We start from the raw sequence: 14,722 nt of genomic DNA, 5'->3' as shown, positions 1-14,722 counted from the left end.
GGTTTACGCTTCAACCTGATTGCAGGTATCTATAACTATGAACTTAACCTTTCAGAATGACTTTTGCAAGAGGTCTACAGACGATCGCCCTCTCACAAGGCGAAAGTCTTGCACTCAACCCACAGGATTTCTCGACGCAAAAGATCGATCGCGTGGAGTGTGCGGGATACAATGTGCACAATCTCAACGTCACCGCAAATAGTCGCGATCGCTATTTATCTTTCATCGGTCAAGCCCAGCAGACTTTATGGGTATTGTTGTACCCCTATTTACCGACAACGCCCGAAGCAAATTTTCCGCCGATGGTACAGCGGATTGTTAATGAGTTGCAACAGAAAAATCCCCTGATTTGGCTCAATGCAGTAATGACTTAAGATTTAGAATATGACACCTATACCTACAGCAATTTACCGAATCTTCTGGGTAAAAATGGATTTGATTTAGTTGAAATTGATACCTTAATGTTAGGTGATGCAGTCGAGAATCATTTGATTCTTCCAGCTTTTCCAGCAATATCAAATTCAAAGTTTTGGCAAGTAGGTCTAGAAGCATCAACTTACAAAAATCTACTCTACGGTTTTCCGACTTGGCTGTGTTCGTATTTTTTATTCGGGCGAGATACGGATATTTGGAAAGTTAAATACGTGCCGGGATTAATTATTTATCTCACAAACCACCCGTAAAACCGCGATTAATTGCCAATTTTAACAGTGACTGGAATGCGAGCGGCTTTTATTTGGATGGCTATACCGACTTGTTTGGGTTTGAGCAAGTGACAGAAGCTTGGGAAAAACCGCTACTATAATCAAGATCCCAACGCGGGATACCAGGACTTTTTAGCAGGAGCCAGCAGCTTTATTGGCTTTTCGGAAAATTCTTTTTATATCCGCTTGTCCGATACCCAAAAGCTACCTCTTTTTGCAACACCAGCTCCCTAGGGTCAGGAGCTTAAACCATTGGTTTTTGCTGATACTTTAGCTGTAAATTATTCTCGATGTAACAATCAAGATTCTCAGGCTAATGCTGTCAAGTTTATCGACTACATGAGCAGCGTTGATACCAAACTCTGGATTGCTTTTAGCGAAGATTTAGATAGCGGTACGCCACCCCGGCGATCGCTACCAGCCATCAAAGCTTTCTACGACCAGCCATGAGTCCAGCAAGACCAACTATACCCGCAATTCGCAGCAGTAGTCAAGAACCCAAACGCAAATTTCCCTAACTCTATTTCCGACAATAAAAAAATAGCGATGTACCAAGAAATTTGTCCGGAATTCAACCAACAGGAACCTGAATATCCCAAATGTGACTTTACCAGGCGATCGATCCTACGAAGCAAGCGCTTCAAAGGTTTTTAACACAATTGATGTGATTCGCGATCGGTTAGGGCTCGATCATTGTTTTTTGGTCAAATCTTCCCTAAACCTTGCCGGCTGTAGTAAACTAATCACTAAGGACCGCAAACTTTTTTATATTCCTTAAACTAAAAGCTTACTACGATTTAGCAACCTGAGCGGTGGTAAGTACGTTCTGAATCGCTGAAACCATTGCCCCCAATTGCATCGCTCCATCGATTTTTGCATTCTTCCTTTAAGATTTACTATAGTAACTATGACCCTGATATCAATTCCGGGCTACCGGGCGATCGAACAACTCTACTCAGGCTCTAGAACCTTGGTTTACCGAGGTTTTTCTGAATCAGACAATCAACCAGTCGTCATCAAACTGCTCAAATCAGATTATCCCACTTTCAGCGAACTGGTGCAGTTTCGCAATCAGTACACCATTGCCAAAAATATTGAAAATTCCGGTATTGTCAAACACTTAAGTCTGGAAGTATACCGTAACGGTTTTGCCTTAGTGATGGAGGATTTTGGCGGAATTTCTCTAGCAGAATACATCACCAATGATGCTTGGAACCTCAAGGACAAAATTACCAATAGCCTAGAAAACTTTTTACAAATTGCCCTTAAAATTTGCTCTTGTTTAGAATCAATATATAACCACCAAGTTATTCACAAAGATATCAAACCCCAGAACATTATAATTAACCCTACAACTCAAGAAGTTAAAATAATAGACTTTAGTATTTCCTCGCTTTTGCCTCGAGAAAATCCAGAAATTAAAAATCCCAACATCTTAGAAGGGACATTAGCTTATATGTCTCCAGAACAAACTGGAAGAATGAATCGTGGGATTGACTACCGCACCGATTTTTACTCGCTTGGAGTAACTTTTTACGAACTGTTGACAGGACAATTGCCATTCCAATCTAACGAGGCGATGGAATTGGTTCACTCTCACATTGCTCGCCAGCCAATTCACCCGATCGCCCTCAATCCTGCCATCCCCCAAGTATTGAATGACATAGTGCTCAAACTGATGGCAAAAACAGCCGAAGCACGCTATCAAACAGTTGGTGGCATCAAACACGATTTAGAAAAATGCTTAAAAGAATACTCAGATCGTGGCACTATTCAACTGTTTGAATTAGGAAGCAGAGACATTCCCGAACGCTTTGTCATTCCCGAAAAACTTTACGGCAGAGAAACCGAAGTTTTGGCTCTATTAGCGGCCTTCCACCGCGTCGCCTGTCCCCAAGAAAATTCCGCAGCCGCCGATTTGGAGGTTTCCCCTAGTAGCAGCCGAGAGCCTCAGAAACTCCCCCCTAGAGCTACTACCGAAATCATGTTGGTAGCAGGCTTTTCCGGGATTGGCAAAACCGCTGTGGTGAACGAAGTTCACAAGCCAATCGTCCAGCAGCGGGGATACTTTATCAAAGGGAAATTCGATCAATTCAGGCGCGATATTCCATTCTCAGCATGGGTACAAGCTTTGCAAAGTTTCCTGCAGCAATTACTGACAGAAAGTGTTACTCAAGTTCAGCAGTGGCAAGCCCAAATCTTGTCCGCTTTAGGCGATAAGGCTCAGGTAATTATTGATGTTATCCCAGAATTAGAACTGCTGATTGGCAAGCAACCTGCTGTCCAGGAATTAGAACCCAATCCTGCACAAAATTGTTTCAATCTGTTATTTCAAAAGTTCATTCGTGTCTTTGCTACCAAAAATCACCCCTTAGTGATCTTCTTAGATGATTTGCAATGGGCAGATTCAGCATCTCTGAAACTAATGCAATTGTTGCTCGGCGAATCAGAAGGTCAACATTTGCTGCTAATTGGCGCTTATCGAGATAATGAAGTTTCCAGCGTTCATCCATTAATGCTGACTTTATCAGAGATTCGCAATCTACCAAATCGCAGTATCGATCGCCCAGCCCCTATAATTAATCAAATTACTCTCGCGCCACTTTCAAAAATTGACTTAAATCGTCTAGTTGCTGATGCTTTAAGTTGTCCGCCCTATCGCTCGATTTCTTTAAGCGAATTGATGTTTCAAAAAACTAAAGGCAATCCTTTTTTTAGCAATCAATTTCTCAGAAAGCTGCATGAAGATAAGTTAATCTATTTCGATTTTACCCCGTTGGATGGGGGAGAAAGGGGGGGGTGGCAGTGCGATATTACTAAAATTAGAGAATTGGCAGTCAGCGATGATGTCGTCGAATTTATGGCTAATCAATTGCAAAAATTGCCGCTAAATACTCAAAACATTTTAAAAATAGCTGCTTGTATTGGCAGTCAATTTGATTTAGAAACCTTAGCTGTTGTTTGTGAAAAATCTCAAATAGACACTGCGGCTGATTTATGGAAAGCATTGCAAGAAGGTCTAATTTTACCGCAAAGTGAAGTTTACAAATTTTTTGCAGGTGATGGGGAGTCTGCACCATTAGCTGTTGCCGATTGTCAATTGCCCAGTTACAAATTTTTGCACGATCGCGTTCAACAAGCTTCTTATTCTTTGATTCCCGATGAGGCAAAACAGTCAACTCACCTAAAAATTGGCAGATTGTTGTTGAGTAATACCCCAGATGATGAAAAAGAAGAGCGGATATTTGATATTGTCAACCACTTGAATATTGGAGTGGAATTAATTGTCGATCGCACCGAAAGAAATCAACTAGCTTCCTTGAACTTAATTGCGGGATGTAAAGCTAAAAATTCTACAGCTTATGCTGCTGCTGTGGATTATTTAAGTATCGGCAGAAAACTGCTAGCAGATGATAGCTGGACAAATTTATACGACTTGACGATCGATCTTTATGTAGAAGCGGTTGAAGCCGAATATTTGAATACCAATTTCGATTTGTCGCACCAACTGGCGGAAATAGTTCTATGTCGAGCGCACAATCTCCTCGATCAATTCAGAGTTTACGAAGCGCAAATTCAGTCTTATATTGCTCAAAATCAGATGAAATCGGCAGTAGATACTGGATTGCAAGTTTTGGGAATGCTGGGTGTTTCTTTGGAAACAGAACTTCCCACTAAAGTAGAGATATCTGCCTTAGCTAATTTGCCTCAAATTAATAATCCTTATAAAATTGCTGCTTTGAGGATTTTATGTGCGATCGCTTCTGCCGCTTATCTAGCTAGTCCAGAACTTTACCCAGCCGTTGTGTTTACAATGGCACATATTTGTAGCAAATATGGGAACTCTGCACCGGCTAGTTATGCCTATGCTTGTTGCAGTTTAATCTGTGAAGTAATCGGAGAAATTGAATTAGGCTATCAATACGGCCAACTATCTTTGCAGGTATTAGATAAATTCCCATCCCAAGAATTTCACTCCAAAGTTCTGATGGTGTACAATGCTTGCGTGAGACATTGGAAAGAACCCAGTCGATCGAGCATAGCGTCTTTGGTATCAGCAGTCCAAAGCGGTTTAGAAACTGGCGATATCGAGTATGCTTGCTATTCGGCTATGTATCTTTGCATCTACAGCTTTTTTAGCGGTGAAAACTTAAGAGCGGTAGATACAAAATACGAGCAGTATCTCGAGCTAATGCTGAATCACCAACAAGAATATCAGACTTATTATACTAAAATATGGCGACAACTTACATTAAACTTACAAGGATTAGCTGAGGACAATTGTCGGTTAGTTGGCGAGAGTTTTAATGAAGATGAAATGTTACCAGTTTTGCTGGCAGCAAATAATGTCTCTTCCCTCTTTGGGGTTTATTTTGCTAAATTGGTTGTGAATTATTTGTTTGGCGATCGCGATCGGGCTGTGGAAAATGCCCAGCTAGCAGAGCAATATGTCGCGGGTGTCGGCTCGTTGATGATGGTTCCCCAGTACAATTTTTACCATTCCCTCGCCCTGGTGGCACTGTATCCCCATGCTGATTCGAGCGCTCAAGAACAATACTTGAACCAAGTTGCAGCCAATCAGGAAAAAATGCAAACTTGGGCATTCCATGCACCCATGAATTATCAGCACAAGTATGACTTAGTAGCCGCAGAAATAGCACGAGTATTGGGACACAGGCTCGAAGCAATGGATTTGTACGATCGCGCCCTTGCTACGGCAAAAGAAAACCAATACCTCCAAGAAGAAGCACTAGCAGGTGAATTGGCAGCTAAATTCTACCTTGAATTAGGCAAATATAAAATTGCCCGCGTCTATCTAACGGACGCTTACTACGCTTATGCTCGCTGGGGAGCTCCAGCAAAAATTCATGATTTAGAACAAAAATATCCCCAATTACTCTACCAGGTTCTCGAACAGAAAACAAGTTTGTATGCGGCAGATACAATCGACCAAACTCTAGTCGAACCCCTCACCTCTACTGGCAATAATATTGGCACTATGCTGGATTTGGCAACAGTTATTAAAGCTTCTCAAGCCATATCTGGAGAAATAAACGTCGAGGAATTGCTATCAACTTTGATCGGAATTTTGACCCAAAATGCGGGAGCCTCAAAAGGCTCTCTCATCTTAGAAAGAGCTGGCCAATTATCGATTGTTGCTAAATGCTTAGACGAGCGCTGCTATTTACCCAATATTCCCCTTTCTCAAAGTCAAAATCTTCCCATCACTGCCATTAACTACGTCTGGCGTACCAGAGAAACCTTGGTAATTAATGATATTGCTACTGAAAACATCTTTGCGGCTGACCCCTACATTATTCAGCACCAACCTAAATCTGTATTGTGTACTCCCATAGTTAACCAAGGTAAAGCGATCGGCATTTTGTACTTAGAAAATAGTCTCGCCCCAGGTGCATTTACTCCTGACAGGTTGGAAGTCTTAAAAATTCTCTCTTCCCAAGCAGCAATTTCGCTGGAGAATGCTCTGCTATATCAAACTCTAGAAGATAAAGTTGAAGAACGTACAGCCCAACTAGCCCAAGCGAATCAGGCAATTTCTGCCCTCAACCAACGCCTCAAAAACGAAAATCTGCGGATGAGTGCCGAACTCGATATCCTCAAACAAATGCAGCAGTTAATTCTGCCCAAACCTGCGGAATTAGCTGCAATTGCAGAGTTAGATATCGCTGGCTTTATGGAACCAGCAGATGAAGTTGGTGGCGATTACTACGACGTACTTTGTACTGACGGGGTGGTTACGCTCTGCATTGGTGATGTCACCGGGCACGGACTAGAAAGCGGAATTTTGATGGTAATGACTCAAGCTGCTGTTCGCGCTTTGAAAGAAGTTCAAGAAATAGAACCCGTTCGCTTTTTAGATACCCTCAACCGCACTATTTATAAAAATATCCAGCGGATGAACTCGGACAAAAATATGACCCTAGCTTTGCTCAACTACGCCGATAGCACAATTAGTATCAGCGGTCAACACGAGGAAACTATTGTGGTCAGGAAAGGCGGCCAAATCCAGCGTATAGACACCATAAACTTGGGATTTCCGATCGGCTTAGATGAGGATATTTCCGGTTGGATTAGTCATGTTTTAGTAGACTTAGAACCGGGGGACGGGGTGGTGCTTTATACTGACGGCATCCCCGAAGCTAGGAATATGCACAAAAAATTCTACGGTATTGAAAGACTCTGTGAAGTGGTTTCTCAAAACTGGCATTTGAGCGCAGAACAAATCAAGGAAGCCACCATCGATGATTTGCGAAAATTTATTGGAAAACAAAAGGTTTTTGATGACATTACTTTGCTAGTATTGAAGCAACAGGGAAAAATTGTGCATAATTTATGATTGACGGTAGTCAACCCGGTGTCTACAAGAGGTCTTGGATTTAGTGCTCAAGCATCGAAGCAGAAACAGGATTTCGAGTTCCGCGCCTGTAAGTTATAATAATTTATAGCGAGGAAGTCAAACAATTTTGCGCTTCCAGATTCGGAAGTATAAATTATGAAACCACAAATAAATTTAGCACCATCTAAATCTCCCGAAGAACTCCATATCCAGCTACAGGAGTTGAGCCAAAAACTTGAGGAAGTCGAGGATGAAAAAAATAGCTATGAAACCTTAGTAGAAATTATTACACAACACTCCACCGATCTGGAAAACCAGATCCGTCATAAAAACCGAGAGATGCAGACTTACATCGAGCAGGTAAAAAAGGTTATAGATGCAGCTATTGCTGTAAAAAACAATAGCTTTCAACCCCAGATATTGTCAGATGTGGCAGCGCGCAGTGATGCACTGGGAGAACTGGCACAGGTATTTTCCCATATGGTGCAAACGGTGAAAGCGCGGGAACAAGAATTAGAGAAACTTTTGCAGGCTTACGGACGTTTCGTTCCCGATGAATTTCTCCAATTTCTCGGCAAGCAGAGCATGGTTGATTTCCAGCTTGGAGATCACGTGAGCAAAGAGATGGCAATTATGTTTTCCGATATGCGTTCGTTCACCACGATGGCGGAGCAAATGACTCCTCAAGAAAACTTTGACTTCATCAATAACTATTTACAGCAAATTAGTCCCGAAATCCGTAAGCACAACGGTTTTATTGTCAAGTATATTGGAGATGGAGTCATGGCAGTTTTTCCTGATGGCGTGGATGATGCTATTCAGGCAGGAATTGTGAAATTGGAGCAGTTGCAGAAATACAATCACAGCCGTAAAATAAATGGGGATATACCGCTGAAGATTGGCATTGGTATCCATGTGGGTGATACGATGGTTGGGATTATTGGAGACGCGAATCGGATGCAAGCAGATGCGCTCTCGGATCATGTCAATCTCACTGCTCGTCTGGAAGGTTTGACTAAGTATTATGGCGTATCTTTATTAATTTCTGGAGATGTGGTACAACGTTTGAGTCAACCCGAAAAGTATCATATCCGTTTTTTGGATCGGGCTATTGTCAAAGGTAGACAAGAAGCCATTACAGTTTGTGAGGTGTTAGATGTTGAAGTAGAACCAGTGCGATCGCTCAAAATTCACACTTTGCCTATATTTGAGGAGGGACTCCAAGAATATTGTCAGGGAAATTTTGCTAAGGCCAGAGTTTGTTTTGAACAAATAGTAGCCCTAAATCCAGATGACAAGCCCAGTCAACTTTACCTAAAACGCATCCAATCGCTGTTAGAAAATAGTATTCCTGCTAACTGGGATGGCGTGTGGAAATTCACCCAGAAGTGACATTAATACATCTATTGGAGGGAGAGAAATCATGACATCTGGAAGCTTAAAAACAATGACACAAATATTTGGAGAATTCATTGACGAATTTCCTCCTGAACACGACTGCCTAGAACTTACATTTACCCCCAGTTCTCGCCCCATCAAACAGCGCTGGCGCAATAACAGGCTTTCAGCTCATTTTGTAGCCGATTATTTGTCTAGCTTTCTACCGGTGGATGAGGAGGATGCTAGCAGCGAGAAACGGATAAAAGAAAGCAAGGGAGCTGTGAGCTACGTAGCCAACGAACTGTTAGAAAATGCGATAAAATTTAACAACGATGATGCTAATTACAAGGTCAGATTTGGTATACATTTTATTGGTGAAATAGAGGTAACGGCGGTAATTTTTGCCAGTAATAGTGTGAATCCACAAGGGGCAAGTAAGTTGAAGGAGTTTATTCAAGAAATTATGGATTCCGATCCAAATGAACTTTATTTGCAGCAGCTTGAAAAGAATGCGGAATCGGAAAGTGACGACACATCGGGATTGGGATTGCTGACGATGATTAATGACTATTCAGCTAAGATAGGTTGGAAATTCGATCGCAGACCAGATAGTGATACCATCATTGTTACGACTGTGGTTCAAATTAGGGTCTAGTTTCTAGCATTTCAATATTTACTCTCTTGTGCGATTGCAATATTTTAGTCAGGACACAAAATCACAATGGGCATTCAAGAAATTAAAGGTGAAGATTACAGCATTCAGTACGATGCAGAATCAGTCACAGTCACTTTCCAAGGCGAACTCAGCCTGAGCGGTCCAGCAGAGTATGCACCAATAGCCGAATTGTTAGATGAGGTCGCCAAGGGCGAACCTCCTACTATTACCTTGAATCTAAAACAATTGGAATTTGTTAACAGTTCTGGTATCAGTATGCTGTCTAAATTTGTCATTAGCGTCCGGAAAAAGAAAACAATTCAACTTTTGGTATTGGGTTCAAATGATATTCCTTGGCAACAGAAATCTCTCAGAAATTTAGAAAAGCTGTTGCCAAGTTTGAAGCTAGAATTAGGCTAGGATATGTGTAAATTTTAAGTACAGTTAACACAGGCGGGACGCCCGTGCCACACACAGTTAACACAGGCGGGACGCCCGTGCCACACTTAACATAGATAAATTTGGATGATTAGTAAATTTCTTAAGTTTGCTGGATCGGCAGTTCAAGGATAAACTCGGTTCCCTTGCAAGGTTCCGACTCGCACCGAAGCGATCCTCGGTGATTTTCTACTAAGATTTTGTAGACAATAGACAATCCTAAACCGGTACCTTTACCAACTTCCTTGGTGGTGAAAAACTGCTCGAACATTCGCTCTTTTATCTGTGGTGTCATTCCGGTTCCCGTGTCAGCAATCCGCACTCTCACGCGATCTGGCCCAGCTAATTCTGTGGTGATCAAAATTTTTAGCGCAGCATAGGGCTGATTTTGTGATGCCTCGTCCAAAGCATCGATCGCGTTGGTAATTAGATTCATAAATACTTGATTGAGCTGTCCCGAATAACACTCTACAGGAGGCAATTTTCCATAATTTTTAACTACTTGAATGTCGCGACGGTCTATTTGAGAATTGAGACGGTTTCGCAAAATTAACACGGTGCTGTCAATGCTGTCGTGCAAATCGCACATGGTCATGTTACTGTTATCGGTTCGCGAAAAGTTGCCCATAGATTTGACAATTTCGCGAATGCGATTGGAACCCATTTGCATGGAAGAGATAACTTTAGGCAAGTCTTCAACTAGAAAATCAAGATCTATCTCTTCGATTTTAGCTGTGATTTCGGGACAGGGATTGGGATAGCATTCTTGATAGAGACACAGCAGGTCCAACAAATCTTGAGTATAAATTGCAGCATGGCTCAAGTTGCCGTAAATAAAACTAACTGGGTTATTAATTTCGTGGACGATACTAGCCATTAGCGCCCCCAGCGAAGACATTTTTTCGCTGTGGAGGAGTTGAGCTTGAGTTTGTTTGAGTTCGTAAAGTGCGCGATCGATCTCGGCAGCTTGAGCTTCTGCTTTCGCAGTAGCAGCACAACTTTCTTGATAAAGTTCAACCTGTTTGAGGTCGATTTCAAATTGTTCTATTTCGCTTTCTTGCTGGTATTGACTCACCACGGCATCGAAAGCTTCTAGCAAGTCGCCGCCCGCTGCTTCGATAATGTACAGCAGATGGGGATTTTCCAGCATGAGTTCGGCATCAGGAACTTGCACCAATGCTTTTATTCGATCGATATATGCGCGCACTTGTTTGTCTAAATACAGCGGCGGCTCAAAATACATTGCCTTGAGGGTGGCTGAAGGGGGACTGCCTAAGTTGATGCTGCTGCCAATATTAATTAAGTCACGGTGCGATTTTTCCATAAGCTCGATCGCCTCTAACAAATTTCCCCGCAATTTGGCTTTTTCTACCTCATTCTGAGAACAAACTAACCTCATGCAAAAAAAAGCCGTTCGTTGGGAAAGCATTCGCTGACGGCCGCTAATATTAATTACCGCAGCACTAATTTTTCTGGCTGTCGTAATTTCTTCCAGATTAAAATAGTTCCTCATTGCCGCCATTGGTAATACCCCCGACTCCACTAAATGTCTGTAGCTCCTGCTGACACAAGATTTAAGAGCCATAATAAAAAATTGTACAATACACTAAGCAATATATTCTGTATTTATTACTAAAGTAGTATACTAAAACACAATTATTTTGTATTGGTCGAGTATCACAATTTTTATGATTCGGCTTGTTGCACAGTTTTTCTTAATTATTCAAAAAATTACAAATCAACTTCGCCATGAGTTGAGCTTGAGTTTGTGGCAATCCGTGAGCAGCATTGGGAATAATTGCTAACTCGGCCCCCGGTATCTCATTAGCGTAGGTTTGACAGTGCCATAAAGGAATTGTTTCATCACTATCTGCTGCGATGACTAAGGTAGGAATTTGCAATTGGTGAATTTCTTTTTCTACTGTATCAACTGCGTCTTCTGGTCGCATCCGGCTCATTAAAAATGACCGGGCTACTGGTTGAGACATTAACTCCCTGCGCCACCCGGAAATTTGCTGCAATTTCTCACTTTTTCCAGCTAAACTAGCAAAAGGTTTTGCCAACTGCAAGGCCCAATCCACGGCTGGGGTTTCCCACAACAGCGGCCGCAAAGCATCATATTGACCACAAAAAGTGTCGTCCCGAATACCCGCGGGTGCTGCTAACACTAAACTGCTAACAGAATTAGGATATTTGAGGGAATATGCAGATGCTACCCAACCGCCAAAAGAATGTCCGATAATGCAGCAAGGTTCAATATTTAGTTGTTCTACAACTTGCCGGACAAAATCAACTTCTACAGCTACGTCATAGCGGATTTCTGGTTTGCTGGATTCTCCAAAACCTAACATATCTAAACTGATGCACCGAAACTGAGATTGCAATAACTCAATTAATGGCAGCCAGCAAGTCTTTTCTCCGAAGAAACCATGCAGCATCAATAAGGGTCGGCCGCACCCGATGTCCAGGTAGGCGGCTGTTTGGGTAGTGCTATTGACAAATGTACTTAATGTGTGCATTTGTCCTACAAGTGCTTGAGACTGCATGGGGATCGACTCCTGATAGGTAAGAAATTTTTGTAAAAAATTGTAACAAAAAAGCAGTCCAAACGTTAAACTTCATTACGGAGTACGCACTTAGAAATAGACCGTGATATTCTCTATGATTATTAGAAAATACTACAAACTCAAAGCAGGAGAACACTTTGAACTCTACTTTAAAACAGTACCCGGCTTGCTCTCTTCGGGAAGATGTCAGTGAGTACGTAGCACACCTACAGCTTCACATGACGTTACAAGCTCGCAACTTGCTCCCTACCATTACCACCGCTAAGGACAGTCGCGAACAACTGTTGCAGCAGACCCAGGCTCATTTTGAGAAACGAGTTTCTCGACAAGCTATTTAAACAAATTTAAAGATCGCCCGCGATCGAACTTTCCCACATTTCAGAATCCCAGAAACCCGGTAGCCTCAAAAATACCGGGTTTCTTTTCGGCTAATTATGCAGGGGGCCCGGTTTTGGGTAATATGCGTTGGGTGTGCTTTAAATTTAATGTCTATGCGAATTCCGATTATTGCATTTTTGACTTTGGCTGCGCTGGCTGGCGGCGAATTGGCAGCGCGGGCGATCGATCCGAGTGCCGCACCGACTGAGGCGGAGTTTAGAGAGGGAACCGCAGAAATTGACACGCGAGACGCCTGTCCCACAAGGGCACAGAGGGAGGAGGATGAGGTCATTGGTGACAACTTAACGTCAAACCGACCGTCTCTGTTGTTTGTAGCGAAGTCTAGATCCCCCCTAACCCCCCTTAATAAGGGGGGGACAAGAAATATGCTCAAAGTCCCCCTTATTAAGGGGGATTTAGGGGGATCTAGACTCGATGACAAGCGACATTTGTTATCGGTTCCAGTCTTAAATAGTCACCAATCGGATGAGGTGAACCCAACTGTGCAGGATTTGCCCGCATCCGATGAGCTCGCAGCTTCTGCTGGAGAAGTACGCGCGGCGCAGCTATCCCCTAGGGAATCTCTCTCTCTCAAGTCCAGCCACAATAAAGATTTTACATCTCTGTTAAAAACTCCGGCGACGGTCGCGGCACAAGCCGAAATCCCCGAAGCAGCAAACAGCAACGCCCGACAGCTAGGCGGTACTCTACAAATCAGTCAAGCGGGCAATGCTGAAGGCGTTTACGTTGCAGAGGTGAAAATTCGCTTTGTCAATTCCCGAGGCGAAGCTGTTGATAAAAAAGGGAATCCGGTTGAGGGCAGAATTTCGGAAGATTTTATCCGAGGTGAACTCAAACTCAAGGCGGGGGATAACTACAGCCGGGAAGTTGTACGATCGGATTTGCAGCAGTTGCAGCAATTGGGATTGTTTGACAAAGTGACGGTTTCGATCGAAGAAGTTGGCACGGATGTTAATGTAATCTACAACGTTCAAGAGCGATCGGCTCGCTCTTTTAGCGTGAGTGCCACTCTTAGTGATGATGTTGGCGTTGCTGTTCCTCTTTCCTATACCGATCGAACTTTCGGCACCAACCCGCAGCGGCTAGCGGTGGAACTTGAACCCAGCCTCCGAGGTATCCAGTACGATGTCGAGTTTGTCAGCCCTTACGTTGCCGCCGAAGACCGTTTGGGATACAGTGTGAGAGCTTTTGGCGATCGCAGAATATCGGAAATTTTCAACAAAGATATTGATTTGCCCAACGGGGACCGGGTACGGGAAATTCGGGTGGGGGGAAATCTCAGGTTTACCAGACCTTTGGGCGATTGGCGAGGGACTTTGGGACTGAATTATACAAATATCAGCACGCGCGATCGCAACTTAAATATCGCCCGCCGCGACGAACTCGGCAATCCTCTCACATTCAGCGGCAGCGGCGTTGACGAGTTATACACTGTTTCCTTTGGTGCGATGCTCGATCGGCGGGACAATCCCTTCGACCCAACCAGAGGCTCGATTCTCAGCCTCAGCACCGAGCAGTCGATACCTCTGGGGCGAGGTAACATTGTGAGTAACAGGCTGTTAGCGAATTATATACAGTATGTGCCAGTAACTTTGTTGGGCATCAGCGAGTCCGAAGCCTTGCCCGAAATGCTGGCTTTTAACTTGCAAGCGGGTACGGTAATCGGGGATTTGCCACCAACGGAAGCTTTTCGCCTCGGCGGCCGCAATTCCGTGCGGGGTTACGATAGCGGGGATATTGGCAGTGGTCGGAGTTATTTTTTAGCTTCCGGCGAATATCGGTTTCCGGTCGGCAGGGATGTCGGCGGCGTGATATTTGTTGATTTTGCGTCGGATTTGGGAACGGGAGATAGTGTACTCGGAAAACCGGCGGTAGTCAGGGACAAACCGGGGACTGGGGCGGGTGTTGGGGTGGGTGTGAGGGTGCGATCGCGCTTTGGATTAATTCGCTTAGATGTGGGTGTTAGCGACTCTGGCGACCTCAAATTTATACTCGGTACAAAGCAGCGATTTTAAGAATAGTGCAACTGATCAGTTAAACCACAATCTTAAACAGATTTTGTGGGACTCAATTGCCGCCAAAGCCGTTACCAGGGCATCATCAAACCTATCGGCCTCGGCTGGCGGGGTGTCGGTGATTACTGCTAATACCAATTTAATATGAAGCTGCATAGAATAAAGCTTCCAGAATGAAAGTGTAAGAAGATAGTGAACTGATTTCT

The 14,722-nt window shown here is 43.4% G+C and carries 12 protein-coding genes; 9 read left to right on the top strand and 3 right to left on the bottom strand.

The annotated features are described in order from the left end of the window. Positions 1–56: 56 nt before the first annotated feature. From QUA62_RS27950 to QUA62_RS27920, 7 genes are all read left to right on the top strand, one after another. Positions 57–374, top strand: a complete 318-nt coding sequence (locus QUA62_RS27950) for a hypothetical protein (protein ID WP_333408078.1) — start codon at positions 57–59, stop codon at positions 372–374. A gap of 87 nt (positions 375–461) precedes the next feature. Then, the gene (locus tag QUA62_RS27945; protein ID WP_333408077.1) at positions 462–683 is read left to right on the top strand and encodes a hypothetical protein; all 222 of its coding nucleotides are present in this window, start codon (positions 462–464) and stop codon (positions 681–683) included. A 273-nt stretch (positions 684–956) separates the two neighbouring features. Beyond that, on the top strand, positions 957–1,154 hold the full coding sequence (locus tag QUA62_RS27940; RefSeq protein WP_333408076.1) for a hypothetical protein: 198 nt from the start codon (positions 957–959) through the stop codon (positions 1,152–1,154). A gap of 457 nt (positions 1,155–1,611) precedes the next feature. Beyond that, positions 1,612–7,062: an AAA family ATPase gene (locus QUA62_RS27935; RefSeq protein WP_333408075.1), complete on the top strand. Its 5,451-nt coding sequence runs from the start codon at positions 1,612–1,614 to the stop codon at positions 7,060–7,062. 156 nt (positions 7,063–7,218) lie between these two features. Continuing rightward, the gene (locus QUA62_RS27930; protein ID WP_190663372.1) at positions 7,219–8,454 is read left to right on the top strand and encodes an adenylate/guanylate cyclase domain-containing protein; all 1,236 of its coding nucleotides are present in this window, start codon (positions 7,219–7,221) and stop codon (positions 8,452–8,454) included. 31 nt (positions 8,455–8,485) lie between these two features. After that, positions 8,486–9,097, top strand: coding sequence for a DUF6272 family protein (locus QUA62_RS27925; protein WP_333408074.1), 612 nt, complete (start codon positions 8,486–8,488; stop codon positions 9,095–9,097). A gap of 66 nt (positions 9,098–9,163) precedes the next feature. Continuing rightward, positions 9,164–9,517: a slr1659 superfamily regulator gene (locus QUA62_RS27920; RefSeq protein ID WP_190663374.1), complete on the top strand. Its 354-nt coding sequence runs from the start codon at positions 9,164–9,166 to the stop codon at positions 9,515–9,517. Positions 9,518–9,638: 121 nt separating this feature from the next. On the opposite strand, the gene QUA62_RS27915 is transcribed toward QUA62_RS27920, so the two are convergent. Both QUA62_RS27915 and QUA62_RS27910 read right to left on the bottom strand, forming a co-directional pair. Then, positions 9,639–11,120 (bottom strand): ATP-binding protein, encoded by a 1,482-nt coding sequence (locus tag QUA62_RS27915; protein ID WP_333408073.1) that lies wholly within the window; start codon positions 11,118–11,120, stop codon positions 9,639–9,641. 130 nt (positions 11,121–11,250) lie between these two features. Then, on the bottom strand, positions 11,251–12,081 hold the full coding sequence (locus QUA62_RS27910) for an alpha/beta hydrolase (RefSeq protein ID WP_333287754.1): 831 nt from the start codon (positions 12,079–12,081) through the stop codon (positions 11,251–11,253). Positions 12,082–12,239: 158 nt separating this feature from the next. Here QUA62_RS27910 and QUA62_RS27905 point away from each other — a divergent pair, with 158 nt between their 5' ends. Next, entirely contained in the window at positions 12,240–12,440 is a 201-nt protein-coding gene (locus QUA62_RS27905) for a hypothetical protein (protein WP_006634481.1), read from the top strand. A gap of 147 nt (positions 12,441–12,587) precedes the next feature. Continuing rightward, positions 12,588–14,516 (top strand): BamA/TamA family outer membrane protein, encoded by a 1,929-nt coding sequence (locus QUA62_RS27900; protein ID WP_333408072.1) that lies wholly within the window; start codon positions 12,588–12,590, stop codon positions 14,514–14,516. A 15-nt stretch (positions 14,517–14,531) separates the two neighbouring features. Here QUA62_RS27900 and QUA62_RS27895 read toward each other — a convergent pair. Next, positions 14,532–14,722: hypothetical protein (locus QUA62_RS27895; RefSeq protein WP_333408071.1), on the bottom strand; the 191-nt coding region annotated here is incomplete at its 5' end.

Source organism: Microcoleus sp. MON1_C1, assembly GCF_036701945.1.
Classification (GTDB): domain Bacteria; phylum Cyanobacteriota; class Cyanobacteriia; order Cyanobacteriales; family Microcoleaceae; genus Microcoleus.
Note: the sequence above shows the minus strand (reverse complement) of the source record. Positions and strands in the feature narration are given on the sequence as shown.